This is a genomic window from Rhodococcus sp. MurmanLake-1 (assembly GCF_056945715.1).
The window spans coordinates 40,888-66,946 of the sequence record NZ_JBWZNF010000019.1 but is presented as its reverse complement, the minus strand read 5'-3'; the positions used below and the strand labels follow the sequence as shown (position 1 = coordinate 66,946).

The following is a 26,059-nucleotide window of genomic DNA, read 5'->3' as shown; positions in this document are numbered from 1 at the left end:
GGCCGGGCAACTGCTGAAATCGGATCATGGCCCAATGTTCGTCGCAGAGTAAGTAGTCCACGGGGGCGTTGCCATGGCAGCAGTCTTTGACGACCGCTGCCCACCTCGCTGCGCGCACGAACCCGACAGGATCATCGGCTAAGTACTGCGGGTGCTCGGCGCAGAACTCACACGGAAGTTCGGTGTGGACGATGCCTGACTTCACGTCCCTAGCTCTCTCGTCCATCCTCTTCCTCTCCTCCACTTCCCCATTCGATACTTCAACGGAACGGCTACTAACGTCGGATGCTTCTGACTCGATAGAGATGCCACGTTGCGCGCTCGGCCAATTCACACGCTGCCGCGTGTTCGAGGACGTGCGGCGCCGGCAACGCATCTTGCCCAGTCTTGGTCAGTCTGACCGCGTACCGATCGAAGAACGCGACCAACACACGGGCACGCACCACCGGCATCCGCAGCCCTATCGGGCCCGACGACTTGCCCGCCACGCGTTTGAAGTGCGCGACCAGCCCGCGAATGTCCCGATCAGGGACAGGGGCGTCAAGAAGTGCACCGAATCTGCCGACCTCACGCACATTCTCGACATGCGCCGGCGTCATGTCGCCGCTGTGAGCTCGTCGTACCAACTCCGTCAGAACCTTGATTCCTTCCGGAGAAGTAGGCATCCGGTGAACGTCGACGGTGATCCCGGTGGCTGCTTGAACAGCATGAAATTCATCTAGTGCGGCAAGTCTTTCGTCATCGCGCTCCGGAGTGTCTTCCGCATCGAGATCCGCAGCGAGGCGTGTTGCGCATCCGTGTGCGGTCATCACGTAGAACTGTCCCAAACTGACCGACTCGACTGTCGTGCTTCCGACCGCGTTGTCAGTGCGCATGTCCTCCTCCAGCTCACGGATCATCGTCGACACCACATGCAGACGCCGCACACCGGCCGATCCCGGAGCATCCGATGCCGGCAGAGTGCGTTCGGCGACCTGGTGAACGTGATCGAGTAACTCATCCACCATTTCCACCCGGTTCGGCGAGTGAAAACGATTCCGCCGGCGCCAGCGCATTGTCCAGTTCGTCTCATCGGTACGGATACGTTTGCTCGGGTTCACAGCAGCCACCAGCCCGCCGGCAACGCGATAGCGAGTGCTGTGCCGACGACGAGGTACGGAGCGAACCCGAACTCCACACCCCGGACCTTTCTGCCTCCGAGCACCTTGGTTACCGCCACCCCTATTACCGCCAGGATATTCGGCAGCAGCACTGCCGAAGCTACGTTCATCCAACCGACCCATCCGACAGCTGCCGTGAGAATGAAGCTCAACCTCACATCCGCCAAACCTGGGTGACCGCGAGTAATGATCGCGAATGCCAGGTAACTGGCGAATATCGCGGCGCCGGCCACCACAGCACGAAGACCCGCATCAGGGTCCTGATCGACCACCACTGCCATCGCGCCGAGCAGCAGACCCGCCGCGGTGACTGCACGAATCAGCGGCAACGGGAACCGCAAGGTGAAGTGGTCAATCCACGCAGCCCACACAGACAAAGCCGCCACCGTGAGCCATGCCGGCAAGATCGCGTCGCCGCCGGCGATCATCACCGCCCCGAACCACAATCCTGCTGTTGCTACTGCCGGGACGATCGGGCGAATGGTCGGCGTCATGGGAATCTGCACGAGTGCACACAAACTTGCCATCATCGGACGCACCGCCACGCTGACCGCCGCCCCAGCCAGAGCAGCGAACGACGCGACCGACCACAGGCCAGCCTGCTCGTGACGACCGAACACCCAGCGAGCAGCGATCCACACCGCCACGCTCACAGCAATGACACCCAGAATCGGCAGATACGTCGAGAGCGGGGGTTTCCGCCCTCCGGCGTCGGCGGCGGTGACAAGCCCCGGTCGTTGACCATGGTCAGGCGTTGTGGACTCGACCTCCTCAGCGGAGAGAGAAGTCGAAGCACCGTCGGCAGTATTTCCCGACTCCACATTCGATTCGGCCATCTCGGAAAGCTCCTTCAGCGCGTCCATCACCCATGGTCACAGGCAGAACCCGACCCTAACCGCTCTACCGGACAGCGCGGGCTTCCGAACTCATCGGTTGGCCGCTGGGGCGTGCGCTGTCCATGCCATGGACTATCACTGACCGCACATCTCAGATGCCTGAAAACCCGCTCGTGCTGCTCTCGAACCACGATGTTCCCGCATCGTGACCGGACTCGCCGCCACCAAAACCACTCGAAAACTCACCAGTAGAGGCAACATCACCCTATGAACGCCCCAATCGGAAAAGCTGACCGCCGCCGCGCACGACTCCACCCGGCACGTTCCTCCCGTCCAGCATTGATCGTTCACACCTTCAGCGAATACACCCACCACCTCCGCGGCGGCGCCAAACGACTGATCATCGACGCCGACCCTGACCTGTGGTTCGACCTCGGGCATGTCCCGCACGGAGTCGACGTGAAGATCATCGGTCAATCGTGTGCCGGAATCAGTGGAGGATCCATCGCTGCCGCCGGTCGATGCTTCCTACAGGCCTGCCACCGCGCCCGTGTCACCGCCTACGAATTCGCGCACGTCGAAGCATTCGATGGCGTCACCATCGAAGCGCGCGGGAAAAGCCACATCGTCGGTACCGATCACGCCAAGATTCGCGCCGAAGATCAGGCTGTCGTCTTCGCCCACTCCCAGTGCCACGTCCAAGCGGCCGGCCATACTCTCGTCGCAGCGACGGACACTTCCTCTGTCTCCGTGAACGGCGACGCACACGTCCGCGCCAGCGCCGGAGTGCACATCATCGGAGTTCCTCAGCCGAGGAACCTGAGCATCGAGCCGCGCCCGATCAGTCGACTGGCCAACCAGCTCAACATGTAAGGCCCAGCAAGCGGCAGTTAATCGCAGAGCCTCAGCCAGCCGACGACCGATACACCGTGAGATCAATCGACTCCTGATCGCGGAAACTCGACTCCAACAATTCCACCGCCGGCACAATCACTTCACTCTCGATCTTCCACACCACCGACGTCGTCCACCCCACCAACCCGCCAGGCCCGGGCGTCGCTTCACCGAACAAATCTTCCAAGGCGTCCCGCCGGTAGCCGAAGGTATCCACCAGGTCATCAGCGGTGTACCAGTACTGCCGCAACGGATCCGGGTCATCGGCGTGCAGAGCGCTGCCTTCGCTGATTCGAAATGGTTCGGTACTCATCTACATGCCCTCTCTGTGGTGCGGTCCGTCCTGCGCCGTCTTCACGTCGACAATCCGCACGTGTGCATAATCCGGGTTCTCCACAACGTATTTCGAACGCTCGATGCGCCAACGAGCGACAAGCATCTCCAGCTCCTGAACCTCCCGTGGATCCTCGAGATACTCACACGCGAAGTCGAGCCACGGCACATAATGCCGCAGGCTTTGACCGATCCGTCCGGACTGGCCACCGATCACGCTCTCGAGCACGATCAGTTGTCGCGCGTCCTTCATTCGTCGGCGCAACGCTTTCTGATTCACTTCGACCAGCGCGAGTTCCGCCGCAGCCACCGACTCGCCTACCCCATCGACGCGGGAGCCCATCTCGTGACGGTGGTCGACCGCATCGACGAACTCGCGACAGACCGACGCTTCAACCCCTTCCGGGAGCATCGCCATAAGAGCAAAGCCGCGTTCCTCAAGGAGCTCGAAACCGTGTCGATTACCTCGGTCATACCAACAACTCATGACCAGCGACCGCTCCCACGCCAACGCCAAGCGCCTCTCAAGAAAGGGAAGCGCCCGGGCGGCCGCCACGAACTGAAAATCACACTTCCCAGCGATCTCACGCGACGATTCCCAGTCCACACTTCCTGCAGGAGAACTCATCTCACGTACAGCGCGCATTCGCCCACGAAGATCCGCAGCCGCGGCGGCGGTGTCGACTCTTACCGCGTACTTGTTGGATCGAGAGCGCAAGAACCAGAGGGTCATGCGGCTGAGCCTAATCTCCGCATCTCCACGCAGGGGTGCAGTAGCATCGTCAGCGGCGCATTGCTGGCGTAGTGTGCTCCGGCTCACCGCATCGATGTCAATCGTCGATGCGGTGAGCCACCTTCAAAGAATGGCTCAGACGCGAACAGCTCCATCGCCGACCACCCGTTGATCCTGTTGCCGACTCCGCATTCGTTCCGCGTGCCGTTTCTGCCACCGCGCGTGTTTGACCTTGAACCGCTCGTCGAATTCCTCCCACCGCGGCAAAGCCTCCGCCTTCCTCGCGGCGAGAACATCGACGGGTTCCGGTCCGGACGCAAGCGCTGGAACCACATCGCCGACTTTGAGGCGATCGACGAGCTCCGAGAACAACCACGCCAGGCAGCCCTCCCCCCGAAGCGCGTCGACTGCGTCTGGTTCGTCGTCGATCCAGGCAACTATCGGGCTCGTCTCTGCGTAGTGGTTTTCCCATCGCCACCAATGCCGTCGTTTGACATCGAGGGCCCGACGCACAGTTCCGTCCACCCACAAGCTCCGTGATTCGATGTGACCGGGCGGCAACGACTTCGCCCGGATCCACCGATCAGATGTCCGATTGAACTGGTCCAAGCGGGTTGTGCTGTATGCAACGGTGAAACCTGCACTGTCGAGCGCCCGAACCAACTTTCCGCCTGCGCGGTTCAGGGAAGCTTCACCGAAATGGGTATGAAACCGCTTCCAATCTCGATCGGCGTATGACGGCGCGGCGATCAACCCCTCGAAATTGTGCATATCCGCAACGACGCCATCGATGTCGACAACGACAGTCGGCCCCGGGCGGGGAGCATCCAGCCACGGTTTCGGACGATCAAGAAAGCTTCGATTCTCCGTCATATCCCCAACGATATGGGCAGAGACAGACATTGAGCACGGTCCCGCGACCCACCCGTACGAATCCTTCGATGCATCTAGTTGGCAAAAGGCCCTGTTCACACACTCGAACAGGGCCTTCTTTGATGCTTCTGGCCTTTAAGGCTCACCGGTCAACACAACTGACCGCGATTGCCGATCGCCCACGTTTACCCCACCCTCAGTGCCTAAACGAGAACGCGCGACCTCTCGATCTCTGCGATGTAGACAACAGCAAAGCCGACCACTACGACCGCGACGGCCACGACCAACCATCGCTGTCCCATCCAACCCGCCGCCACGCCAAGATTGAAAATACTGTGAGGCACAACTAATCCCAAGAGCGATCGATAGCGGTAGTACGCGAAAACAGCAAACCCGCCCCACAACATCGCCCCGACTGCGAACTCCCACCCCTGATATATGTGTAAGGCTCCACGAAGAATCGCTGAAATGCCGATCACCACGATGAGGTTGATCCGGAATCGCAGACCTACCAATACCGCTAGCCCGGCAAAGAAGACCTCTTCCATCAACCCCGCCAGCAGGACCGGCTTCACGACGTCCCAGGAGAACCAGCCACCCTCGACCGAGGGACTGCCAGTTGAGCCCTCACCGACAAATGCCCGAAACGCAATTGCCAGAGCCTGACCGACCGCCCAAATTCCTGCAGCTCCGAGGAACCTCCGACGACGGCCCACACCTGCGAGCCACGGCGCAGATCGATCGACCGGGCCCCAGAATCTCCGAACAACCAAGAACGTGAACCACCCGCACGCCACCGCCACGCTAGTAGCGATAACGTCCTCCGCAATTCCAGGATCGGGCGAAACATCCACTGCCGCCCCCGAAGTTGGATTGAGATACTGGTCGATCGACGTCCAAATTACGTTGGACCAGAACAACAGCAGGATTGACGCGGGGACACCGATCGGCAGAACCAAATGCATCCGCTCGCTCCACCACGCCCACCAACGGCCCGTCCCCCCATCTGAAGCGCTCTCCTCCTGAATCGAAGTCGGCAGCTGCCTCATCCAAACTCCCCCACCCGCTCGAATTTCACAATATTGACACCCACAAACTCAACCAGACTGAAGCTCCACAGTTCCACTCCGCCACAAGGTAATCCAACACGCAACACAAGCGTGCAACTGCAAGCAACGTCGAGACTGCGATGGCCGCTCGGGAGATGAATCAATCAGGGCGGGCTGTAGTCAACTACCCAAGCGCCCTCGGTCCGGCGGAGAGGCACCAGCCAGCGGTGGCGATGATCGCGCACGACCACCTCAGATCCCGGAATTCCCATCACGAGCGGAGTCGAAAATACAGCCGACAACGGAACCAACCCAGCCAACAAAATCCCCTCACCGTCCCTCGCGAAATCCAAGGCAACCTCAAAGTTGGCCGTAAACGACGACAGCGGCTGCGCACTGTAGTCATGAGGTACCCGGCGAGCCGCCAGTTCAGGCCAAACCTCTGGCCGCGGGCTTACCCCGAACTTCCCCAGCCCCCGCCACAACAAAATATAGCGACCCCGAACACCGATCTCGGCGAATTCGCTACGCACCACCATCGGGATCGCAACTGCCAAAGCTGCAGCCAACCGCGTCTCTCCCCGATCGAGCCTCGACAGGCGGTCCCTGTCCAAGGCCAGATACCTGCTTGTGCTGTCAACGGCGCGGTGCATCAACATCGGCCACGGACGGTCGGGCCACGCATCCCATTCCAGCGACAGCCTGTTGATCGCAGAACACCCACCGGATCCCCGAATTCAGACCTGAGCGCATCCTCAAAGGACGTGGAATAGGAAGATTCTGGGTATGGGGTCAACGTCGCCGACAAGTCCGAAATCAGCTCCGGGTCAACCGCATTCACGCAGGCGCGCAATGCCGAGACGTGGACAGGAAAATCAGACACTTGCCTGTAGTCCTCAACCCTGGCTGTATTACGGGACGCCCCACGAGCATGAAACGACCACGCACCCAGATACGAGAGCTTCTGTCTCCCTGTCATATCAGGAGATTGTGTTATGGCCCTGCGTATTTCGCGCAATGACAACGATGTATTCTCGCTCGGATCCCCGGTCAGCACGTGTAGTTACATCCCCTCGACAATGATGTTCGGATAAGCGGCGACGGCCTTGCCTGGCGAGCTGGCCGGTACCAGGTGAGGAAGTTCAGGTTCGTCATCAAGGGACACCGGGCCGTCCCACGGAGCTACCAGTGACGAGTCGTATTCCCAACCGTCACAGGACAGGTCGTCTACCCAGATCGCCGTCAGGGAACAGTCGAAATACTTCTCCGCGAACGCCATGATGGCCGGGAGCCGATTCTGATCAAACCAACCTCCCCTACCGACCTTGATGTCGCATCCGAATGCGCTCGGCCTTATCCTGGCGACGTATTCGCCTGGCGCCGAGCGTAGGACCACGTGATGATAGGTGCCCACCTGTGATTCCCTTCTCGTTCTGCCGACAAAAATGCCCGCGCCACTCGAACTGGACAGTTCAAAATGACGCGGGCATCCATTGGCTGAATTCAGTTCGGTGTGACCAAGACCTGCAATTCGCCTACCCGCCGGTCGTACATCGACGTCAACGGAGTGGGGGCTACGCCGCCCATCGTGCCGCCTGGCCAAGTGGCAGTCCACGTGACCACCCAGTTGCTGGTCGCGCTGACCTTGAAGACGTCTTGCGGCTGTCCGATGGACGATTTTGCGAGACGATGTCCGCATGTGGGCGATGGAGTTCCGCTGGCGGGCGAAAGAGGGCTGGCGTCAACAGCATCGGTATACGGAGTGAACGGCAGCAATGCACCCGGGCACAGTTGCACGTCTCCATCGCCGTGATTAATGAGGACACCGGTGTTGATGGCGTTCGCGGTGACGGTTACAACACCCGAGGTCGCCGCTCTGTTGACCGGACCTGTCGTGGATTCGCGAACATCGTTGGGGCACATGAAAGCCCAGCTCTCCTTACCCACGAGACCGGTACGTTGACCTCCACCTGAGTTCGCAGGTTCAGGTGTCCAGCACATTGGAGGCTTTTCGAGCTGCATTGCGGTGATCGCCATAGACACCGTATTCATGATCTCCGCCATTGAGGGCGGCGTCGGCGGGACCTCGATACCGGGTGCCGCAGGCGGTGCGGGGCATCCCCCAGGTGTGCCGAGGCATGCGCCTTGCAGGATTCCGTTGAGGACCCCAGACGGAGGTGCAGCGGCGGGGCCGGCGCCGCCAGTAGCCGCGCCGCCTCCGCCGCCTCCTGCGTTGCCAGCCGCTCCGCCTGCCGCGGCCCCCGCGCTGGCGCCTGAGCCCGCGGGTGCACTCACGTAGCCGCCGCCCACTGTCACATTCGCACCACCGGGCGAGGACGATACGTCAACTCCACCTCCACCTACGCCTGGCTGCGCCAACGCTGACTGACTCCCCGTGACCAGAACGCCGCAAACCAGTGTCGCAGTGGCGAAAATTCTCATTGCTAGTCGCATGATTGCACCTTCTCAACTGTTTGACTTGTGACGCGCCAGCCATTCGAATCAGGCCACGCGGGGTTCCGAACGGTGATGTTGGTGGACTCGAACTGGCCGCGGTCGGGCTTCATCGCACTTGATCCGTCTGGAAATACGGCATTCCAGCCGGAGATATCAGTGCAGGCCTGAACGTGAACCCAGGTGGCTTCCGCGCGGGGTTTTCCCTGATCATCTACTGGAGCGCTCAGATCCGTCACCGAGGATTTGATGACGGAAATGGCTCCAGTACTGGTGATGCCTTGCGACCGTCGAAGCATGATGTCCCCGACTCGGTCGTTCAAGACTGGGTCGCCAGCCACACCGCTGATCGCATCCACAGAAGCTGTTGGGTCAGCTTCAATGCTTCCGAGGGCAGCATAAAACTCGTTGACCTTGGCGATCGCTTGGCTCCGCGCTTGCTCGTCGGGCGTCTTCGCCTCGGTCTTGCCGTCTGGACCATCGAAAGCGGGGTTTCCGGTCGCAGTGAGTGTGACGTTCGGCTCGTCGGAATTGCTGGAACAAGCTGCGACGCCGGCTAGTAGGGCAACAGCTGCGACTGCTGCTGCTGTGGTTCGTCGAATTCTGTTGTGGGCCATGTTTGTTGTCTCCTAGAAGCTTCCGGCGCTGCAGGGTGTTCCGGGTTGTGTGTAGTCGGCTGTGACTCTCCATCCTGCTGGGTCGGGCCATGACGGGTTCGTCAGGATCGGTTTTCCGAGTTCGAGTTTGTCCACAGGCTTGCTGATGCAGACGTCCATTTGGAGCGTGGCAGTTCCCGCTGTCGGTGCGCCGGTCTCGTCGATGGGTATGTCGTGTTTGGTAATCACGTTCTTGAGTACTTTGAGATCGCTTGGTGGCGTCGGGTTTCCGTTGCGACTGGTTGTGATCTCTTTCTTGGTCCTGTCGAGGAAACGGCCGGCCGCGACGGCATCGAGGTCAGAGAGCGGGGCAGCGGGGTCGGAGTTCAATCGTGCGAGCACGGTGTAGTACTCGCTGATCTTGGCGAGGGCACCTTCTCCTGCTTGCTGTTCAGGTGATTTTCCCGATCCAGGGGGGCCGGTAAAGGTCGGGCCGCTGCTGGTGTTGAGGGTGCCGGGCTCCGGGCTGAGGATGCTGCAGCTTGCGGTCAGGCAGGCCGCCGCAGTGAGGGTGAGCATGGCTGCGAGGCGGCGGTTCATGATGCGGCTCCGATGCGGTAGTCGGTGGTGGTGTCGAGCTGTCTGAGGAGTTCGTTGGTCTCCGGGTGTGCGTCGACTTGCAGTTCGTCGAGTTCGCTTTTGAGGGTGTCGATGAGGGTCTGGGTGGTTTCGATGTCCCCGGAGAAGTGGGTGGCGATGATGGCCGCTCGCCAGCAGCCTTCGTGAGCACTGTCGACCGTGAGGCCGGCCCGGGCTGCCATTCCTGCGGCATCGAGGTCCTGGGTGACCTGTTCGCCGCGGATGTAGCGGCCGGCAAGCTCTTCTGCGACGTCGGTGATCGCGGAGATCATTTCCTGCTTTATGTGATCTGCCCACCGGTAGGCAATCGGGTCGTCGCTGGTGAAGGGCTGACCGGTCACCAGCGCGAGTGCGGATTCAAGGCGTTTGGTTGTCGTCTTCGCAGGGTGAGCGTCGACGAGCTGGTTCCAGTAGTCCCAGTCTGTGGTCACTGAAGGGTGGAGGCGAAGTGGCGTTCGGCCGGTTCGGTCTCCGGACTTGATGAGCGCTGCGTCCCCGGTGTCGGTATCTCCCATCCAGCTGCGCAGTCGTGTGACGGCTTGGTTGCGGCGGCTACGGAGCCGCGCGTTTGCCGTCTTCGCTTCTTCGGCAGTGCTGGCCGCGTTGACGAGTTCGACGTCGTGCGGCCACATCTTTGCGGTGAGCTCAGTTGCGGGCACTCCGCCGTCGCTGAATGCCAGTAGAGCTGCGATTTCGGTGAGGCTTCGCGAGTTCTCGCGGTCCGTTGAGCCCGGAGTAAGTGGCGTGAGGGTGGGTTCTCCGAGGACGCGAATCCAAATGTGTGGCGCCGCGGGAAGTTCGGGATGGGACGCAACAATCTCGGTTTCGGTCTCAGCCGCAGAGTCGGTGTCGATGTCACCGACTGTCTCGGAGTTGATTTCCTCAAATACGTTGTCGTCGTTCCGAACTACCGTGAAAGCCGCAGGGTCAGTACTGGTGATGAGATTCTCGGTCGTGATCTCGCAGTCGAGACGTGCCCCCTCCCAACCGAAGTCCGCAGCCTCCGGTTCGACAGCTGGGGAAGAATCATGGGCGGTAGTGGCATACAGACTGACAATGCTCTCGTAGCCGGCTTCGTCGAGTGTTGTGACAGTGAGCTGTGCTGATGCGATACCAGGGCGGACCAGTGTCGCAGTTCCGTCGTCGGCGACATCCAATGTCCAGTCGGAGTGAGTGTTCGAGTTCTGCGTTGTGACTGCAGCGAACGCGATCCGCGGGGCGCTACGGGCGATCGAGGTCAGGATTTCTGTTTGCTCAGCTGTCAACGGGTCGGAGATGAGGACGATTTCCGGAGCAGTCAGCTCACTGGTCTCGTACACGCTCCGTGCCTGTGCGATGGATGCAACCTCGTTCTCGTCGAGGATGCCGGCGTCGCGTTCGAGATGGCGAGCCAAGCGCGCCAACACCTCATCGGTGCTGTCGGAGTGCGTGATACGGCCAGTGTTCACTGCGCCTGCGAGGTCGCCGCAGTATCCGACGACGTTGAGGTGAAGGGAATCGGCCAGCGGCGATACGGCAAGCTCGACGGCCATCGCGCGAAGCACATTTGCGGTGGCGGTAGGTGTGCCGGTGATGGAGAGATGCCCTATTTCCTCCAAATTGAGCATGAGCTCTCGTCCATCGTCGCTCGTTCCCATCGCGGTCAGGGCTGGGTATGGGCTGACGTCGATGTCCGGGACCGAACGAGGGAACGCCCGTGGGTCGACCATCCACGTGTCGTCGTCTGATTGCATCCATGGCTGGGGCAGCGAGATCTCCTCAAGCAATCCGAGTTCGATCGTGTCGTCACCGATGAAAACCGCAAGGAGACTGGGGATGGAGATCTCGTTCGCTCGGCAGTACTGCGCGAGGTTCCGCAATGCAGTGTCGACATGAGCGGTGGTCAACGGATCGACAGCGGCCGTCAATGCCTGTTCGGCAAGGATTGCTTCCTTGGCGGGCAGGGCGATGCGCTCGCCGCGGCGGCGGCGATGCTGCTGTTGCCGACGGCGCAGCGCGAGATGGCCGGTCAGGCCGGCGGCGGCGAGTGCGGAGATACCGAGGGCGATGTAGACAACGTCGGACGAGCTGGAGGAGTCGTCTTCCGCGTCGGCGGTGATCACGGATGCTTCGGCATCAGGGGCCATATTCGCAGGCATCTGGGGCTCGATGGGGTCGACTTGCCAGTTCGGTGTCGCTGCAACTTCTGGGAGGGGGTCCGGTGCCGCGTCGGGCACCTGCGCCTGGGGGGCTGGCACCGGCGCCTCAACCGGCGCAGGTACGGCCGCTTGCTGGGGGGCTGCCTCCGCTGCCGGCACGGGTGTTTGGGCGGACGCGGATGGAATGATCAATTGCTGTCCGACAGTGATCAGGTCTCCCGCGGGCGACCCGTCCGCAGTGGTGATCTCAGAGAAACGCAAAGGATCGCCGAGCTCTCGGTCGGCGATGTCCCAGAGTGTATCTCCAGCTTGGACGGTGTAGGCGCCTTGTACGACGTCCTGCACTGCAGCGGGGAGTTGCAGCGTCATTCCCTCTGCGAGGAATCCCGCTTCGGGCACAACGTCTTTGTTCAGTTCGAGCAGTTCGGTGAACAACCGTCCGTCGCCGAGGTGAGTGTGGGCGAGTCCCCACAGTGTGTCTCCGCGGACGGTGGTCACGGTCGGGCCGGCGGGCTGAACTGCAGGCCGTGCAGCGCGCGGGTCCACCTGAGTGTGGGCGGGGCCGCTCGGGTCTTGCTGTGCGGCGATCGGTGCGTAGGGCGCAGGTGATGCGATGTCCGCTGGTTGCGAGAGTGCAGGTGTAGCGGTTGCCGTGCCGGCTGTCAGCAGAAGCAGTGCACCACTGACGAGGAAAGTCGCCGTTTTCTGTTGCGACCCGAGAAGCCGGATCTTCGGCGCCTTGACGCCCCGGAGTGTGGCTGCGAGCTCGACAAGGATCGGGAGGGTGAATGTCGCCCACGCGACCCAGCCGACGAGGGGCAGAAGTGCGACGAGGAGGCTGCCGTCGTCGGGGCTCGAGAGCAGACTCTCGAAATCCGAAAAGGGGATGTCTAGAGGATTACCGCGCAATGCCCACAGTGCTGCGGGGATACCGGCCACGAGCAGAAGCAGGATCAGGAGGTACCCGAGTCCTGCGAGGCGGGATCGGACTGTGCGAGCACTCATGGCCGGTACACCTCCCCCGCGTTGGTGCGGTTGAGGTTCACCGTTGCACTACCCGTGATCACTTTCGAACCAAGGGGCAAAAGCTTGTTGTCGTACACGATGCGGGTGGTGATCAGCAGTGTGCGAGGCCCTGTGGGGATGACCTCACCCTCGACACCGGCGTCGGCGAGGTAGCGTTTCGCGGCCGCCACGGCGCGTACGGGGTCGACAACCGTATCGATCCCTCGCGCACTGAGCGATCCGACGATCTGCTGTCCGGACGCCCGGGCGGCGTCTTCTGCGACGTTGTCCGCGCGTTGAGCTGCGGTGTGCATTCCACCGCCGTCGACGATGAGTCCCCACACGAAGAATATGAGGATGGGAGCGAGTATCACAGTCATCAGCGTCACGGCGCCCTTGTCGCGTTCCTCGGGGAGCCTGGAGGTGAGTCGCTTACGCAGTGCGGTGATCATCTGGTGCGCTCCCGGAAGGTGTCGATGGGTGAGATTGCAGTGACCTCGATCGTTCGTCCTCCGCTGACGCCGGGCCATCCGAGGGCGTCGTAGGAGACTTCACAACTGACGGTGACTTCGACGGTTGCGGATACTCCTGGGCGAGTGCGGAATCCGGAGGTGTCAGCGCTGACGTTCATGGTCGTGCATTTGAGTCCTTGACCGTCCATGGAGTCCATGGCCGCTTGGTATGCGAGGGGGTTGGCTTGAGTGGCGGTACGTGAGAGTGATGCTGCTCGGGCGGCTTCTCCCGCGGCGTGCTCGACCTTTTGATGTGCCTGACGGTTGATGCCGTATGCGTACATCCATCCGAGTAGGACGAGGAGGACGACGATCGCGAGGCACAACTCGATGGTCACATCTCCTCGATCGTTTGAGCGGGCGCGAGCGATCCACTGGCTCAGCTTCATCCGACACCTCCGGGATTGGTCACGCGCTCTGTGGGTTTGGTGTGGTCGACGGTTATGGCGAATTCCAGCCCCGGGACGAGGGACGGAGACTTTCCGGTGATCGTGACGGTGCTTTCGCGGAGTGTCTTGTTCACCGTCACGACCGGCGCTTGAAGGTCACCCGATCCCGACTTCGCGATGCACGCGTTCGCTGCAGCGAGCCCGAGCGCCTGGTTCCCTTGCTGAGAACGTGTGGCTTGCAATGCTTTTTCGCCGCAGGTGTTGGCGACGTCCCGTGCGTGGAAGAACAGGGCGGTTTGCAGCAGTACGGAGAACATCATCAGGAAAGCGACCATCGCGATGACGGTGACGAGCGTGGTGGGCCCTCGGTCGTCGTGGCGCCACCGGTCGATCAGCTGTTCCAGTGTCATGACTGTCCGTTTCTCTGCGGTCCGGATGGTGGGGTCGGGTTAGGTGGCGAGATCTCTTTGGGCTGCGATTCTGCGTTTGGTTTCCACACGGTTGCGGACGAACACGGCAGAACATGTCACTGCGGCTACAAAGGCTATGGAGAGGGGGAATGCTGCGGCAAAAGTGCCGAAACGTGCTGCACGGGACGTGTTTTCGTCGGTCATCAGGTCGGTTGCCAGGAACGGCAGGACGATTATCATGATTACCGCTGCCATGGGGGCGTAAATGAACGCCATGGAGTGGTCATCGATGATGGTTTCTATCGCCAGCAAGAGAGCCATCGTGACGAGCAGTACGCCGAGTGTGGTCATCATCCGTTTTCTACCTTTCAGCGGGACTGGTGGTCGGTGAATTCTGTTTCGTATGAAGCCGATCCAAAATCATTCGTTCGGCAAGGAAGAATCACAACGGAAGGCGGAGTACTTCGGTTGCTCCTCGCCGTCGTTGCATCGTTGTGTCGATGACGTAGCGGAGACCGAAAAGACCGCCCACTCCGAGTACCACACCCCCGATAACGACCAGAGATGTTCTCCACGGGAAAAAGAAGAAACAAAACGTCACCAGAAGTGATGCCCACATCGCCCACAGAATTACGTGCTCCATCGTCCAATAGCTGAAGACGAGGCAGACAACGCCGCAGAGGGCAAGTGCGCCGGCGAAAATGCTCATCGCGATCAACACCTAAACACCCCTTCTCTCGTTTCTCTCGTTCTCGGAATGGCAGGGCTGGATCCTGTCGTGCATCGATAGCGCCGAGCACTGGAGAGCGACGTTGCACTCCATGTCCTCAGCGCTATCGATAGGCCCATGGTTTTGTTCTCCAGCATCCGAACTGCGCTCGGCAGTTTCAGTCGGGGATGGAGTCCGCGCGGGACTGGATCTTCTGGACGACTACGGCGCCGGCAGCGATGGCCGCGACGGCGAAGATTCCGGCGAGGATGACGTACTCGAGGGTGGACGGACCACGGTCCGAATCCCTACCGCCTGCACGCTGCAGAAGGCTGCCGGCGAGTGCGGCGACGAACATCATCGTGAGTGCGAGGTACGAGGTGATGGCAGCGCGGGTTGCGCGTCGGGTGGTGGTGATGGCCTTGGTGGTCATGGCGTGCTCCTTATTGGTGTGCTGGATGTGTAGCAGTTGTCCTGGACTGGATGAGTCCGGTCGATGGGTCCTTCTTTGTTTTGCCTGTTCAGAGGGCATTCCTTTCTTGTTGTTGGTTAGCCGCTGATGACGGTCACGGCCGGGATCAGGAGTAGTGCCATGAACAGGCCGGCGAGGCCGGCGAGGGGCATGGCAAGCTTCTCTGTTGCCTCGACGGCGGCGGACTGTTCAGCGGAGGTTTGTGCGGAACGCAGGCTGGCGGCTTTGGCTCGCAGTGAGGTGTAGACGCTGGCGCCTTTGTCGCCTGTCATCGTCATGATGTCTGCGAGGTCGCCGAGTTCTGCGAGTCCGAGCTGCTGAGAGACGCGAGTGAGGGCACTCCAGGGCGCTTCGCCGGAGCGGCCGGCTTCGTACAGTTCCTCGTCCAGTCGTAGGAACACCCAGCTGTCTCCGACTTGGGCGGCGATCTCGAGGGATTGCGTGGATCCGATTCCGCCTCGTCGGCATAGCGCGACCAGGTCGATGTAGGAGCTGAGGGCTTGTGCGAATTCGGCGCGAGCCGCAGCTGCGCGGCGCCGAATATCGATGTCGGGAATCACGAAGAGGAAGACGGCGGTCGCGAGTGAGAGGATCGCCGGCATCGACCATGCCAATCCCAATCCGAACGCGGTCAGAATCAGATTCAGTATCGGGAAGATCAACAGACCGAAGAATGCCGCGACAAGTTTTTCACCGAGGACGTGCGCCGGATCCTTGTGCAGCAGTGAGAGGTCCGATGTGGGGAGGGTGAGGAATCGGCTGTCTTGTAGGTAGGGATGTACGCGCAGGCCGAGCTTGTTGGCGAGCCCGTCGACGAGTGATGTCCCTGCTGTGCTTGCCTTCTCCGGCGCGGGTCCGGACATCCTGGACATCACGTCGGTGAGGGCAGGTTGGGCTCGCAGGAAGTACAGGGCCACGAGATAGATGCCGATTGTGCCGACGCTGGTATAGACGATGATCGTCATGGTGATACTCATCGCTGCGCTCCTACAAGGTCAGTGCGTTCGACGCGGTCATTGGTTCCGATGAACCGCGGGTAGGTCGGCGGCTTGGTGGCTTGTTTCATCCAGTACAGATCCGCAGCGAAGAGCGTCAGCAGGATCAGTAGGACGATCTGCATGCCGCCTGAACGGTATGGCTCCATGAAATTTGTGAAGGCGAAAGCTGCGGCAAGGACGGCGATGGTGATGATGGTGACCCATTTGGCTTGTGTTCGAGTCGATTTGCGGTCCGCTTCGATGCGCCGGCGGCGGGCGACGGTATCGCCCACGTCTTCGGCGAGGCCTTCGAGAACATTGGCCAGACCGACACCACGCAGTTGCATGGCAAGGAGGAGGGCGCCGCAGATCTTGTCTCCGACGCTGTCGTTGAGGTCGGATGCAAATCGTGTGACCGCTTCAGCCGGTGGGACATTGTTGCGGAGCCTGTTGATGAAGGCAGTGATCTCGTCTTTGAGCGTTTCCGGGATAGGAGTCGAGATGATGGTGTGTTCGATTCCGGAGCCGGCTCGCATGCTGCTCGACAAGTTGCGCGTCCATTCGTCCATCGCGGCCAGACGGCGGATCTGGTGTTCCGCTTCCGGTCGGCTCAGGAGGTAGGGCAGACCCACGAGAAGGGCCGGGACGAGGAAGAGCGTGAAGAGCCATCCACTCAGGTAGTAGACGCTGGCACCTGCCACGATCCCTACCGCCAGGAGCATTTGGGTGGTCCCGGATATCTTTACTCTTTCGCCCTTACGTGGACGCTGCCGAGTGGGGGCTGTGGGATCGCGGCGGTCCCTCCACCCCAGGACAAGGCAGCCGACTCCCGCGCACAGAAGCAGGACGAGGAAAACGCCGATTTGCTGGTACATCATGCAGCTCCTTCGTCGTCGAAGAGTTCACGTTCTTCGTCGAAACTCCGAAGAGTGTCGGAGGGGAGGTTCAGTCTCTTGAATCCGCCGGCGAGAAGCTTGCGTAGCAGCGGCTGTGGGATGGTGCCGAATACCCCTGTGCCGTCGGAGTATCCGCGGTAGATCGTGGAAAAGCTGGGTAGCTTGTCGTCGCCAGGTTCGACGTAGACGACTTCGGAGACATACCGGACTGCGGTTGTGGTGCCTTCGCGGTTGACCCTGACCTTCGTCGCCAACTGGACGATCACATCGACGTGTTCTGCCAGCTGCCGTTCGATGTATTCCGCGGTGGCGTTCATCGGGGGCTCTTGGGCGAGGTTGGCGAGTCGGTCGATGACGCCGCGCGCGGTGTAGGCGTGGGTAGTGAAAAGGCCACCATTGGCTGTTTGGAGCGCCTTGACCAGGGCGAGGATCTCGTGGCCGGCGATTTCGCCGACTACGAGGTAGTCGAGTCCCTGACGGACGAACTCATAGAGAATTGCGCTCAGGCTGAAGCCGCCGGCGAGCTGTCCGTCTGGACCGCGTTCGCCGCCGCCCATGATCATTTCGGCGTCGACGACGAAGTCTCGCCGGCCGGGCAGTTCGTCGAGGAAGAGTTCTCGTTCGGTTTCGGCCACTCCGATTCGTGTGTGAACGGGGAGTGCGTTGGCGAGAGCGCGGGCGAATGTCGTTTTGCCGAAACCCATTCCGCCGCCGACGCCGGTCGACGCTCCGCCTCGCATGGCGCATCCAAGGATGTGCGCAAGTTCCGGAGGCATCATGTGGTGATCGAGCGATAGCTGCTCAAGGGTGATGTTGGTCAGGCGGTGGATGCGGATCGCGACGGAGGGCCGGATGGTGGTGTACCCCAGGACCGAAAGTCGATGGTTGCCTTGCATGTTGAGTCGAAGCGAGGGATTGATTCTGGAGAAGGGCCTGCCACCGTTATCGGCCCTGGATGCGAGCAGGCTCATCCACTCAAGAAGTTCGTCGCCGCTGTCGACGACGGAAGCTCGGTATTCGTAGTGTCCGTCGGGGTATTTGACGTATACGGCGTCACCGTTGAGGTAGATGTCGGTGATGTCGGGTTCTTCGACGAGATCTTGGAGGGGCCCGAGGCGGAACTGAGCGTCGAAGATCGCCTTGATGAGGGCATGTTCTTGGTCGAGGTTGAAGGCTTCGCCGCCGGAGCGGATCGTCTGTTGGACGTGGTTTTTCACCAATCCGGTGATTGTTTCTCGGCCGTATTCGCGTTCTTCGTCTTCGGTGAACGGCACAACGAGTTTGGTGTTCTTCGGATCGTTGAGCTCTCGGTCACGCTTGGTGCGGTGTTCGCGCAGTAGCTCGGCCGCTTCTCGCTGCAGGGCGCGGACGAGTTGTCGGTCGACCGCGATTTTCGGGGGCGTACTCCGCCGCGACCGCACGGACTCGTCCGGAGGACTATGCCGGGGTGCTGGAGGTAGATCGTGAAGGTGGTTGGTGCGGAAGAAATCAGCGGTTTCTGCCGACACCGGGGTCACTGGTTCGGGGGAAGCCGAGTGCTGATCGACGGAAGGAAGCGTCGCGGAGAAGAACGGGAGATCGGTGATGTTCTTGTGCGCACTCTGTGCTGTCTCGTCAGTTGTCATCGTCGGTCTCCTGTCACGGCGAGGCTGGACTTCCAGTCGGCCTGGTGGGTGGCCGCGAACTTTTCGATCTTGGGCCACGTGGTTCGGTGCAGCGCATGGAGATACAGCGATCGGCGGCGGCGCCACTTGGTCAGCACCTCGCCGTCGGAGAAGATCTTCGCGTCCTTCGAATCCGGGATGACGGCGATGACATCGAGTCCCGTGACCTTGGCTACTTCGTCGGCGTTGTACGGAGATTCACCGATGAGGATGAGTCCGAGGCTTGCCGTGGACTGTGTCGCTGACAGTTGTTGACGCAATCCGTTGATCGAAGCGCGCAGTGCCGCCAGTGCCGGACGGGTCGTGCGGGTAACGATGGCAATGGTCGTGGCGCTGACGATCATTTCGACCGGCGAGCCGTGTTGTCCGATCCGGCCGGCGTCGACGATGACGTTGGCATCGTCGACGGCAAGTCCTGCGAGATGGATTCCGAGTGGACTCCAGACACCGCGCATTGCATCGACTTGAGCGGAATGTAGAAGACCAGGGAGGACAGAGACCGTGGTGTCAGGGAAGGTGATCACCTCGGAGGCCAGCGCTGATTTGAGGCGTCCGTGGCGGTTGGCGTCAACGAGGTTGATCAATGATTTGTCGTGGTAGCGGCCGCCGAGGAGGTATCCGGCCAGCACGGGCGAGGATCCGATTGGATCGGCTTCGACCAAGAGCGTGTTCTTACTTGGTGAATTCAAGGCCAGAGCGAGTGCTGTCGTGGAGACTCCTGGTGCCCCGGATGCAGAGATGAGTGCGAGGTACATGGGAAATCACCGCACTCGGTTGTCGAGGACGATGGACACGCGCTTGGTCGCAGCCCGCGCGGCGACCCAGTTTGCTTCGGCTTCCGGGACCAGGAGGTTGAGAGTGGTTTCGCCCGCTTCCGCGATCGTGGTCGTCGAGTAGACCTGCGCCTTTGTGTTGATAGGTCCAGTAACCGGCGGGTCGTCGCCTTCTCGGGGTGTGTCTACGACGCGGATCATGTCTCCGGGAAGAATTGCTTCCGACGGCAGGTGTGGGTATCCCACGGTGATGCCGACCATCGTCAAGCCTTCTCCGGGCACCACCTGGTCGGTGACCGCCGCAGGCATCAGCACTGTTCCTGCCGGCAATCGAGTGCCGGCACTCATTCCGATGACACGACCTCGTTCACCCGCCGAGAGGGCACCCAGGTCGGCATCGACATTGACGGTTTTCACCGTGAGGTCCTTCGATTCGATGATTTGGCCCTGTTGGACGTCGCGCGCGAGGACCAGGACGTCGGTCGTGGCGCGCATCGCGCTCACTGCGGCGAGCATGCCGATCACGGCGACGACGACAAGCGCAACGCCGATAGCAAGATAGATCGGACGTCTGCGCACTCGCGCGCGGGTAGTCAGGTCGGGTGGGCTATCCGGGTCTGCGCCGTTATGTGCTGGTTGTTTGTCACCGGACGAGCGGATGGAATCGATCTTTTTGGTCAGTAGGGATGCCATGTGTGGTGGTCCTTCACAGTGGACGAGTGGACAGGGTGGGCAGGTCGTACGGGGACAGTAGGTCGGGACCTGGACTGGCTGGCGCCAACTGCGCTGCAGAACGGTTTGCCTCGGCTTTTCGGTGGCGGTACGTTCGCCGCAATCCCTGTCAATCTTGGTGACAAATCTAAAAGCCAATCTGGATGGCATATTAGAAGGGTTGCGGCATGGTGTCTAGCGATGGACGGACCAATCCGATGAGCCGCAACGTCCTGCGCGGCTTCGATAAAGACGCATTCGCAGCTGCCCGAAAGGCAGCTCGGATGTCCCGTGGCGATGTCGCCCGCCTGGCGGACACGACCGCCGCGACCATCCGCAACTGGGAGATCGGCGCCGTGTCTCCTCAGATAGATTTCCTGGCCAGAGCCACGAAGGCGTTGAACATCCAAGTCGGCGACGTCGTCGTCACGGATCCGGAGCAGCGCTTTCTCAGTGACTATCGATGCTTGGTCGGACTTACCCAACCCCAGCTCGGCAAAGTGTGCGGGTTGACGACCACGACGATCACGCGCATTGAACGCGGTGAGATCGCCCTCACCGACAAGATCCAGACTGCTTTGGCGGAGGCGTTGGGGATTTCTGAGGAACAGGTGAATCGGGCGTATATGAAGGCCAAGCGGCGACCTCCTGGAACGCCTGCTTGAGCCTCGCCGTAAACGTGGCATGGCTATCCCCCTCTGGAGTCAACTCCGAGGGTCTCCCCACCCCGGTGTTGACTCGCCTCCCTGCTGGTTTCACTCTCCTGCCTGCCACGCAGCTGTGAGTCTTTCGCGAAACAGCACAGCAGGTTTGTGTGACCGGCGCGAGTCTGGCCGGTACCACTAAAGAGTGTTACTGCGAGTATTGACTTTTCGCCGTAGGTCAGCTTTTGGGTGTTTGTCCCGTTACAGATACTCACGAAAGGTCATGCATGGATACCGTCCGACCGCCCAACCTGGGCGATTACCTGCGCGCGTTGCGCACCAGATCCACACCGCAGCACCCGGACGGTCTGACAAGGACCGAATTCGCGGCGAATATTTTCTGGAGCGTGAGCCATATCACGCAGATCGAACGTAACGAATCGCCGAACCCTTCAGTCAAATTTCTGGAAGCGACATCACGGGAACTCGGCCTCGATCCGGCCCAGCGCCGACACCTGTACAACCTTGCTCGCCGCACTCAAACGGAACGGGAAACATCGACCACCCCGTGGACGATCGAGCAATACCGATCACTCATCACACCCGAGATGCGCACGGTCATCACAGCGCTCAATCCACATCTGGTGGCTTATCTGGATGAGCGATGGAATGTCATCGAATGCAACGCTGCCTATGATCGCGCCTTTCCAGGCCTTCTCGACGACGGCAATGTTTTGCGCTGGTTCTTCTCCACACCGCAGTCCAAGCAAGTCATGGTGGAGTGGGAAGCCGAGACGACCTTGACGGTGAACTGGTTCCGCGCATTGATGGGACGCTATTACAACCCTGAATGGGCGATCGAAACCCTGGAAGAACTGAGCAAGTTCCCTGCATTTCGGCGCCTGTGGGACAAAGAGGATGTTCGATTCGGCCGACACCAGCCATTCATGCATCTGCGCGATGCCGACACCGGCGAGGAATACCGCGTTCACGTCCAGGTACACACGGAAATGCGTGGTGACTACCCCGTACAGATGTACCTAGGCGTGCGAATCCCGGGAACCGAATAGCTGCTCAAACTTCTACAGCCAGCCTGTTTCAACCATCGTCACGAAGGCCGCGATGGTCTCGTTCACGGGCTGCGGGTGGGTCCAATTGGCTGCGTGACCTGCGCCAGGAATGGTGAGGACTGGAACTGCGAGCGGTAAATGGTCGTACAACTGTTTTGCTTTGGCCGCAGGCGCGGACATGTCATGTTCGCCACGGATGATCAACGCCGGCACCTCGATAGCACTCAACCGGTCGACGACATCGTCGCGTTCGATCAAGCACTCTGCGGCCGGTCGAATCGCTCGCCGATCGCTTGTCGTCCATTTCTCGATCCACGGCGCCCACGACTCTCGCGAGGACTCTCGCGAGTCACCGCCGATCAATTGCGGTGCCAGAGCTTCGACAAGTGGTTCGATCGGGGCATCGCTGCACCACTGATCGAACATGGCCTTGTATCCGGCTTTCTCGCCATCGGTGCAGGCAGATGCTTCGGTGTCGAGTAGCAGGAGCGCTTGGACTCTCTCGGGAGCAAGCAAAGCCGTCCGTAGCGCGGTGTAGCCGCCCTGCGACATTCCGCCGACGATTGCTGTCTCGATCTCGAGATCGTCGAGGACCGCCGGGGAGTCTCGAGCCAAATCCCAATACGTGAATGCGGCGCCGTGATCGATTGTTCGTCCGTGCCTGCGCGAGTCCCAGGCAACCACCCTGATATTGCCGGCGAGGGCATCGATCTGCGGGGCGAACATCGACGAATCCATGAAGAATCCATGCCCGAGCAGCAGGACGGGCCCCTCTCCCCCACTGTCGGTGTAATAGATATCGGCGTCGGGCGTTCTCACGTTCGGCACGAACCCGATACTAGGGGTGGCCTTTTCCGACCGGGGATTCGAGTCCGCTCACGTGCATACACGAGCGCGGTAGATTTTCAGGGTTTGGAAGGCTCCGGGGGAAGATCCAGGGCCTCTGCGGGTCGTCGTAGAAGGCGAGGTTTCGGCTAGTCCGGACCGCCGGTAAGTCCGTCGAACACGTCGACTATCCGTGTTCGCAGATTGGGTGAGCCCCCATCAACCGACTGAAGTTGAGCCCCGCCAATGAATGTCGCGCACACCTGATCAGATAGTCGGTAGCTTGCGGGACGGTCTCTTATCTCGCCTGACTCTATGGAGCGGACAACCAATTCATCAATGCTCTTGTGCCACTCCATATATGCAATTTTCCCGCCCGTAACGGACGGTTCGACAGTGAGAAGTAACCCAGCACGCAGGATGGGATCGGCATCGATACGGTACGCCATCTCGCTGCAGAACCGCACCAGCTGGCGGTAGGGGGACCTATCACCAGCCTCTCCGAGAGCCACGTACTCGTCATTCACCATATTTGACCATCGCTCGATAACCTGTTGTGCCAGTTCCTCTTTGGAAGAGAAATGGAAATATATTGCACCTTTGGTCAGGTTCCCGTTTTCGATGATGGTGTTGATACTTGCCGCGGCAAATCCACAAGCATCGAACTGACGTGCGGCAGCATCGACGATTTTCTCGCGAGTAATCCCCGCCCGTTTCTGCCGTCGCCTTCCTTTGACCGCGTCCCCGACGACGGATGGGCTGGGTGAACCGAAATGACCTGGACTCACCGGCTCTGATTGGACGACGGTTTCACGCATTCCCTCTCACTTTCAGCAGTGTCTTCTCGCTACATCCTGCAGAAACAACGGAAGCATTTGCAATCTGCCTATTGTCAGCGTTAGTGCGCGATTGTGCAGATCGGAGGCCTGACTGATCCAATTCTGTCCTCGCGACCCATTCTCCGATTGCAGTCAGAATCCAACTTCTGGACACCTCGCGGTCGACGGCCACCACCGATGTCAGCGCTTCGAATGCCAGCGTGACGGCGACCGAAAAATCAGGATGCGGAGTGTCCATTGCTTCCAGTGCGATGTCGTTGGCTGCGGAGAGCGCGAGGTGCAGGGCATCTGCTGAGATCACCGCAGGGTCTTCTACCAGCGCTGTTGTGGATTGGTATGCAGATAACCAGACCTGGGGGTCTAGCGGATGCTGTGCTGCGGCGCGGCACATACGGGCAGCCTGCTCCAGTTCGGACATGACAGGCTCGGTCAGGATGGGCGCAAGCCTGCCGGTCAACCCCCATTGCGAGTCGAGGAGATCGGCGAACCAGTGCCAGCGCATTGATTCAGGTGCGTCATCGAGAGCAAGCTCGACCGTTCCGGCAGCAAGACACATAACAGCGTCGCCGGGTGTCATGGTGTTGAGCGCGGAGGCGAATGTCGTGTTCATGAGCAGGTCCCGTCTGGGGTCTCGGGTCGAGACCGGAGATGTCTGTATATGAATAGAACGTGATGCGATTTTGTAATCCGCTGTCAGAGAAAGCTTTTCAGAGTCCAAAGGAGATCTTGCCGAGATGTACTTCAGCCGGTGTCGGCAATGTCGATCGGGCGCAAGTATCCCTGCGGTTGACTGCCACGGTTTACCTCTCGCCGCAGCTGACCATCTACCGGGCCGTATGTGAATGCCCTCCCGCCGGCCCCTGAGAAAAAGAGACCGGGCCGCCGCGAGGCGCGTGCGGGCGCCGATGGCGAGCGCTGCATTGCATCGTCTACCTGTTGATTTGGCTTGATGGATCGATCAATCAGATTGGGACGCAGTATGTCTCGGCTGGATTTGTGGCGAGAAATGCCGCCAGGGCCTACACCGGGGCACCGCGTACTCAGAGTGCGCATCATGTGGCGCGGCGGGCGGAGCCGTGCCGCGCCATTCCTATGTCCCGACCGAGAACCAGACAACTGGACTCGTTCGACGCTCCGGTTGAGCGCGGCGGACGCGTGAGCGCTCGATGTCGCATCTTCCGACAAATCCTCGTCGAGCGAGATTGGTTCCAGCTCCCGACCCGACAGGGGCTCGACAGGAGACAGTTCGTCGGATTCTTCGCGAACACCAAGGACTTCAACGGCTGTTTCCTGTGAGCCACTCTCTTCTGTCGATGAATCGCTGTCGACCGCTGCATCACGTGCAAGTGCGCGCCGGTAGCGGCTCAATTCGGTGACTGCCGAGTCGTATTTGATGGAAAGCCGTGCCGCGAGCTCGGAAGGAGACCAACCTTGTTCGAACGCAATGCGCACGATCTCGCGTCGCTCGCAGAGGCGTAGCGGCAACTGCTCCCCACCGAGCCGGCGGATCACGACTGCCTCGTCAACGGGAACACCTCCCCCACCGTGTCGAGGTTGAACTCGTTCCTGACTCCGCGCCTTGGGGTTGTCGATTTCGTCGTCGTCCCACCCGAGCGGCGGTACGACGCCATCCGCGCGTGATCGGTCACGAATTTCGGCATCCGGGCCCGGGTGCATGGACAGCTCGTCGTAGATGCCGGCGATCGCCTTCCATAGCCCACTGGGGATGAGGCTCTTGGTCGGCATGCCAGTGACGACGTCGATGTCGACGCCGAGACGAGCTGCCAGGAGACCGTCTCCATAGCCCATTGCGTTGAGTGCACGCAGACGTCGGTGCGCTCCGACAGCCGGCGTGAGATCGCGGCCGCGGCTGGGGTGGAAGGTGATTGAAAGGACAGCGTCGACGACACGCTGTGGTGCTGACGTCGTGGAAGTCTTGCGCAACGCCCGGATGATTTCGACGGGCAGTGATGCAAGTTGAGCGATCAGCTCGGTTGTCATTCCGGCGCACATCAGAGCGTTGACGTGGTAGCGAACGTCTGCGAGGTCGACTGATGTATCGACGTGACGGGCAGGTGTCCAAGCCTGCCCGTCACGTCCCCCTGAACCCGATTGTCGCGATGTCTGGAACCACCCGTCGTCGCGACTGGGTGTAGTAGACCGGGCGGGGATTCCGGCTGTATTCAGTCTAGCTACCGACGCTTGGCGTGCAGAGGAACGGCAGCCGCGTCGGCTGCTGGAGATTTCGGACGTGCGTTGTGGTGCTGCGGTGCTGGTGGTCATCGGAAGCTCTTTTCCGTTAGCGGCTGGTCAGGCCGCATGTACGTGTGAACAGTTCGTACTCGAGCGCACCGGGTCGTCGAGAACAGCGAATGCTCGCTGGTTGAGGCCGTTCTGGTGTTTATCACTGGAATCTAAACCCGGTATGCAACGATGGTATCTACATCTTCAATAGGAT

The 26,059-nt window shown here is 60.7% G+C and carries 29 protein-coding genes; 3 read left to right on the top strand and 26 right to left on the bottom strand.

What is annotated here, in order from left to right:
• Positions 1-275: 275 nt before the first annotated feature.
• Positions 276-1,007 carry a hypothetical protein gene (locus AC2ETI_RS30305; RefSeq protein WP_253741135.1) on the bottom strand — a complete coding sequence of 244 codons (732 nt, stop codon included), beginning with the start codon at positions 1,005-1,007 and terminating at the stop codon, positions 276-278.
• A gap of 89 nt (positions 1,008-1,096) precedes the next feature.
• Entirely contained in the window at positions 1,097-1,996 is a 900-nt protein-coding gene (locus AC2ETI_RS30300; RefSeq protein ID WP_253741137.1) for an A24 family peptidase, read from the bottom strand.
• A 267-nt stretch (positions 1,997-2,263) separates the two neighbouring features.
• Here AC2ETI_RS30300 and AC2ETI_RS30295 point away from each other — a divergent pair, with 267 nt between their 5' ends.
• On the top strand, positions 2,264-2,869 hold the full coding sequence (locus tag AC2ETI_RS30295; RefSeq protein WP_058037084.1) for a hypothetical protein: 606 nt from the start codon (positions 2,264-2,266) through the stop codon (positions 2,867-2,869).
• A 31-nt stretch (positions 2,870-2,900) separates the two neighbouring features.
• On the opposite strand, the gene AC2ETI_RS30290 is transcribed toward AC2ETI_RS30295, so the two are convergent.
• From AC2ETI_RS30290 to AC2ETI_RS30195, 20 genes are all read right to left on the bottom strand, one after another.
• Positions 2,901-3,203, bottom strand: coding sequence for a hypothetical protein (locus AC2ETI_RS30290; protein WP_058037085.1), 303 nt, complete (start codon positions 3,201-3,203; stop codon positions 2,901-2,903).
• Positions 3,204-3,851: a hypothetical protein gene (locus AC2ETI_RS30285; protein ID WP_253741139.1), complete on the bottom strand. Its 648-nt coding sequence runs from the start codon at positions 3,849-3,851 to the stop codon at positions 3,204-3,206. It abuts the gene before it with no gap.
• Between the two features lie 240 nt (positions 3,852-4,091).
• Complete coding sequence (locus AC2ETI_RS30280) at positions 4,092-4,829, bottom strand: hypothetical protein (protein WP_253741141.1); 738 nt, start codon at positions 4,827-4,829, stop codon at positions 4,092-4,094.
• A gap of 203 nt (positions 4,830-5,032) precedes the next feature.
• Positions 5,033-5,794 carry a CPBP family intramembrane glutamic endopeptidase gene (locus AC2ETI_RS30275; protein ID WP_172826990.1) on the bottom strand — a complete coding sequence of 254 codons (762 nt, stop codon included), beginning with the start codon at positions 5,792-5,794 and terminating at the stop codon, positions 5,033-5,035.
• Positions 5,795-6,941: 1,147 nt separating this feature from the next.
• A complete protein-coding gene (locus tag AC2ETI_RS30270; protein ID WP_058037088.1) occupies positions 6,942-7,292 on the bottom strand; it encodes a hypothetical protein in 351 nt (116 codons plus the stop codon).
• 89 nt (positions 7,293-7,381) lie between these two features.
• Positions 7,382-8,332 (bottom strand): hypothetical protein, encoded by a 951-nt coding sequence (locus tag AC2ETI_RS30265; RefSeq protein WP_483634813.1) that lies wholly within the window; start codon positions 8,330-8,332, stop codon positions 7,382-7,384.
• Positions 8,323-8,949 carry a hypothetical protein gene (locus AC2ETI_RS30260; RefSeq protein ID WP_058037090.1) on the bottom strand — a complete coding sequence of 209 codons (627 nt, stop codon included), beginning with the start codon at positions 8,947-8,949 and terminating at the stop codon, positions 8,323-8,325. Before AC2ETI_RS30260 ends, AC2ETI_RS30265 begins: the two co-directional genes overlap by 10 nt.
• Positions 8,950-8,961: 12 nt before the next feature.
• Complete coding sequence (locus AC2ETI_RS30255) at positions 8,962-9,528, bottom strand: hypothetical protein (RefSeq protein WP_058037091.1); 567 nt, start codon at positions 9,526-9,528, stop codon at positions 8,962-8,964.
• A complete protein-coding gene (locus AC2ETI_RS30250; protein ID WP_058037092.1) occupies positions 9,525-12,710 on the bottom strand; it encodes an AfsR/SARP family transcriptional regulator in 3,186 nt (1,061 codons plus the stop codon). The genes AC2ETI_RS30255 and AC2ETI_RS30250 overlap by 4 nt, the downstream gene beginning before the upstream one ends.
• Positions 12,707-13,162 carry a TadE/TadG family type IV pilus assembly protein gene (locus AC2ETI_RS30245; RefSeq protein WP_058037093.1) on the bottom strand — a complete coding sequence of 152 codons (456 nt, stop codon included), beginning with the start codon at positions 13,160-13,162 and terminating at the stop codon, positions 12,707-12,709. Before AC2ETI_RS30245 ends, AC2ETI_RS30250 begins: the two co-directional genes overlap by 4 nt.
• Positions 13,159-13,560, bottom strand: coding sequence for a pilus assembly protein TadG-related protein (locus AC2ETI_RS30240; RefSeq protein WP_265155243.1), 402 nt, complete (start codon positions 13,558-13,560; stop codon positions 13,159-13,161). Before AC2ETI_RS30240 ends, AC2ETI_RS30245 begins: the two co-directional genes overlap by 4 nt.
• A 47-nt stretch (positions 13,561-13,607) precedes the next feature.
• Positions 13,608-14,021 carry a hypothetical protein gene (locus AC2ETI_RS30235; protein ID WP_058037095.1) on the bottom strand — a complete coding sequence of 138 codons (414 nt, stop codon included), beginning with the start codon at positions 14,019-14,021 and terminating at the stop codon, positions 13,608-13,610.
• Positions 14,022-14,060: 39 nt separating this feature from the next.
• Positions 14,061-14,375, bottom strand: coding sequence for a hypothetical protein (locus AC2ETI_RS30230; protein ID WP_058037096.1), 315 nt, complete (start codon positions 14,373-14,375; stop codon positions 14,061-14,063).
• 88 nt (positions 14,376-14,463) lie between these two features.
• A complete protein-coding gene (locus AC2ETI_RS30225; RefSeq protein WP_125461379.1) occupies positions 14,464-14,730 on the bottom strand; it encodes a hypothetical protein in 267 nt (88 codons plus the stop codon).
• Positions 14,731-14,908: 178 nt separating this feature from the next.
• Positions 14,909-15,163, bottom strand: coding sequence for a hypothetical protein (locus AC2ETI_RS30220; RefSeq protein WP_058037098.1), 255 nt, complete (start codon positions 15,161-15,163; stop codon positions 14,909-14,911).
• A 116-nt stretch (positions 15,164-15,279) separates the two neighbouring features.
• Complete coding sequence (locus tag AC2ETI_RS30215; RefSeq protein WP_058037099.1) at positions 15,280-16,179, bottom strand: type II secretion system F family protein; 900 nt, start codon at positions 16,177-16,179, stop codon at positions 15,280-15,282.
• Positions 16,176-17,057: a type II secretion system F family protein gene (locus AC2ETI_RS30210; RefSeq protein ID WP_228233078.1), complete on the bottom strand. Its 882-nt coding sequence runs from the start codon at positions 17,055-17,057 to the stop codon at positions 16,176-16,178. Before AC2ETI_RS30210 ends, AC2ETI_RS30215 begins: the two co-directional genes overlap by 4 nt.
• Positions 17,054-18,700 (bottom strand): ATPase, T2SS/T4P/T4SS family, encoded by a 1,647-nt coding sequence (locus tag AC2ETI_RS30205; RefSeq protein WP_058037100.1) that lies wholly within the window; start codon positions 18,698-18,700, stop codon positions 17,054-17,056. The genes AC2ETI_RS30210 and AC2ETI_RS30205 overlap by 4 nt, the downstream gene beginning before the upstream one ends.
• Positions 18,697-19,494, bottom strand: a complete 798-nt coding sequence (locus AC2ETI_RS30200) for a P-loop NTPase family protein (RefSeq protein WP_058037101.1) — start codon at positions 19,492-19,494, stop codon at positions 18,697-18,699. Before AC2ETI_RS30200 ends, AC2ETI_RS30205 begins: the two co-directional genes overlap by 4 nt.
• Before the next feature lie 6 nt (positions 19,495-19,500).
• Positions 19,501-20,205, bottom strand: coding sequence for an SAF domain-containing protein (locus AC2ETI_RS30195; protein WP_011331694.1), 705 nt, complete (start codon positions 20,203-20,205; stop codon positions 19,501-19,503).
• A 206-nt stretch (positions 20,206-20,411) separates the two neighbouring features.
• Between AC2ETI_RS30195 and AC2ETI_RS30190 the strand changes: the two genes are divergently transcribed.
• Both AC2ETI_RS30190 and AC2ETI_RS30185 read left to right on the top strand, forming a co-directional pair.
• Complete coding sequence (locus AC2ETI_RS30190; protein WP_082661289.1) at positions 20,412-20,888, top strand: helix-turn-helix transcriptional regulator; 477 nt, start codon at positions 20,412-20,414, stop codon at positions 20,886-20,888.
• A gap of 266 nt (positions 20,889-21,154) precedes the next feature.
• A complete protein-coding gene (locus AC2ETI_RS30185) occupies positions 21,155-21,937 on the top strand; it encodes a helix-turn-helix domain-containing protein (RefSeq protein WP_058037103.1) in 783 nt (260 codons plus the stop codon).
• 12 nt (positions 21,938-21,949) lie between these two features.
• Here AC2ETI_RS30185 and AC2ETI_RS30180 read toward each other — a convergent pair whose 3' ends face one another.
• The 4 genes from AC2ETI_RS30180 to AC2ETI_RS30165 form a co-directional block, all read right to left on the bottom strand.
• A complete protein-coding gene (locus AC2ETI_RS30180) occupies positions 21,950-22,765 on the bottom strand; it encodes an alpha/beta fold hydrolase (RefSeq protein WP_058037104.1) in 816 nt (271 codons plus the stop codon).
• Positions 22,766-22,911: 146 nt separating this feature from the next.
• Positions 22,912-23,580, bottom strand: coding sequence for a TetR/AcrR family transcriptional regulator (locus AC2ETI_RS30175; RefSeq protein WP_228233074.1), 669 nt, complete (start codon positions 23,578-23,580; stop codon positions 22,912-22,914).
• Positions 23,573-24,211 (bottom strand): hypothetical protein, encoded by a 639-nt coding sequence (locus AC2ETI_RS30170; protein ID WP_058037106.1) that lies wholly within the window; start codon positions 24,209-24,211, stop codon positions 23,573-23,575. The genes AC2ETI_RS30175 and AC2ETI_RS30170 overlap by 8 nt, the downstream gene beginning before the upstream one ends.
• A 131-nt stretch (positions 24,212-24,342) precedes the next feature.
• The gene (locus tag AC2ETI_RS30165; RefSeq protein ID WP_058037107.1) at positions 24,343-25,884 is read right to left on the bottom strand and encodes a hypothetical protein; all 1,542 of its coding nucleotides are present in this window, start codon (positions 25,882-25,884) and stop codon (positions 24,343-24,345) included.
• Positions 25,885-26,059: the final 175 nt, after the last annotated feature.

Coding starts and splice junctions, on each gene's coding strand:
- AC2ETI_RS30305 (WP_253741135.1), bottom strand. CDS start 1,007: ATGGTGGATGAGTTACTCGATCACGTTCACCAGGTCGCCGAACGCACT.
- AC2ETI_RS30300 (WP_253741137.1), bottom strand. CDS start 1,996: ATGGCCGAATCGAATGTGGAGTCGGGAAATACTGCCGACGGTGCTTCG.
- AC2ETI_RS30295 (WP_058037084.1), top strand. CDS start 2,264: ATGAACGCCCCAATCGGAAAAGCTGACCGCCGCCGCGCACGACTCCAC.
- AC2ETI_RS30290 (WP_058037085.1), bottom strand. CDS start 3,203: ATGAGTACCGAACCATTTCGAATCAGCGAAGGCAGCGCTCTGCACGCC.
- AC2ETI_RS30285 (WP_253741139.1), bottom strand. CDS start 3,851: ATGAGTTCTCCTGCAGGAAGTGTGGACTGGGAATCGTCGCGTGAGATC.
- AC2ETI_RS30280 (WP_253741141.1), bottom strand. CDS start 4,829: ATGACGGAGAATCGAAGCTTTCTTGATCGTCCGAAACCGTGGCTGGAT.
- AC2ETI_RS30275 (WP_172826990.1), bottom strand. CDS start 5,794: ATGCATTTGGTTCTGCCGATCGGTGTCCCCGCGTCAATCCTGCTGTTG.
- AC2ETI_RS30265 (WP_483634813.1), bottom strand. CDS start 8,332: ATGCGACTAGCAATGAGAATTTTCGCCACTGCGACACTGGTTTGCGGC.
- AC2ETI_RS30260 (WP_058037090.1), bottom strand. CDS start 8,949: ATGGCCCACAACAGAATTCGACGAACCACAGCAGCAGCAGTCGCAGCT.
- AC2ETI_RS30255 (WP_058037091.1), bottom strand. CDS start 9,528: ATGAACCGCCGCCTCGCAGCCATGCTCACCCTCACTGCGGCGGCCTGC.
- AC2ETI_RS30250 (WP_058037092.1), bottom strand. CDS start 12,710: ATGAGTGCTCGCACAGTCCGATCCCGCCTCGCAGGACTCGGGTACCTC.
- AC2ETI_RS30245 (WP_058037093.1), bottom strand. CDS start 13,162: ATGATCACCGCACTGCGTAAGCGACTCACCTCCAGGCTCCCCGAGGAA.
- AC2ETI_RS30235 (WP_058037095.1), bottom strand. CDS start 14,021: ATGACACTGGAACAGCTGATCGACCGGTGGCGCCACGACGACCGAGGG.
- AC2ETI_RS30230 (WP_058037096.1), bottom strand. CDS start 14,375: ATGATGACCACACTCGGCGTACTGCTCGTCACGATGGCTCTCTTGCTG.
- AC2ETI_RS30225 (WP_125461379.1), bottom strand. CDS start 14,730: ATGAGCATTTTCGCCGGCGCACTTGCCCTCTGCGGCGTTGTCTGCCTC.
- AC2ETI_RS30220 (WP_058037098.1), bottom strand. CDS start 15,163: ATGACCACCAAGGCCATCACCACCACCCGACGCGCAACCCGCGCTGCC.
- AC2ETI_RS30215 (WP_058037099.1), bottom strand. CDS start 16,179: ATGAGTATCACCATGACGATCATCGTCTATACCAGCGTCGGCACAATC.
- AC2ETI_RS30210 (WP_228233078.1), bottom strand. CDS start 17,057: ATGATGTACCAGCAAATCGGCGTTTTCCTCGTCCTGCTTCTGTGCGCG.
- AC2ETI_RS30205 (WP_058037100.1), bottom strand. CDS start 18,700: ATGACAACTGACGAGACAGCACAGAGTGCGCACAAGAACATCACCGAT.
- AC2ETI_RS30200 (WP_058037101.1), bottom strand. CDS start 19,494: ATGTACCTCGCACTCATCTCTGCATCCGGGGCACCAGGAGTCTCCACG.
- AC2ETI_RS30195 (WP_011331694.1), bottom strand. CDS start 20,205: ATGGCATCCCTACTGACCAAAAAGATCGATTCCATCCGCTCGTCCGGT.
- AC2ETI_RS30190 (WP_082661289.1), top strand. CDS start 20,412: ATGGTGTCTAGCGATGGACGGACCAATCCGATGAGCCGCAACGTCCTG.
- AC2ETI_RS30185 (WP_058037103.1), top strand. CDS start 21,155: ATGGATACCGTCCGACCGCCCAACCTGGGCGATTACCTGCGCGCGTTG.
- AC2ETI_RS30175 (WP_228233074.1), bottom strand. CDS start 23,580: ATGCGTGAAACCGTCGTCCAATCAGAGCCGGTGAGTCCAGGTCATTTC.
- AC2ETI_RS30170 (WP_058037106.1), bottom strand. CDS start 24,211: ATGAACACGACATTCGCCTCCGCGCTCAACACCATGACACCCGGCGAC.
- AC2ETI_RS30165 (WP_058037107.1), bottom strand. CDS start 25,884: ATGACCACCAGCACCGCAGCACCACAACGCACGTCCGAAATCTCCAGC.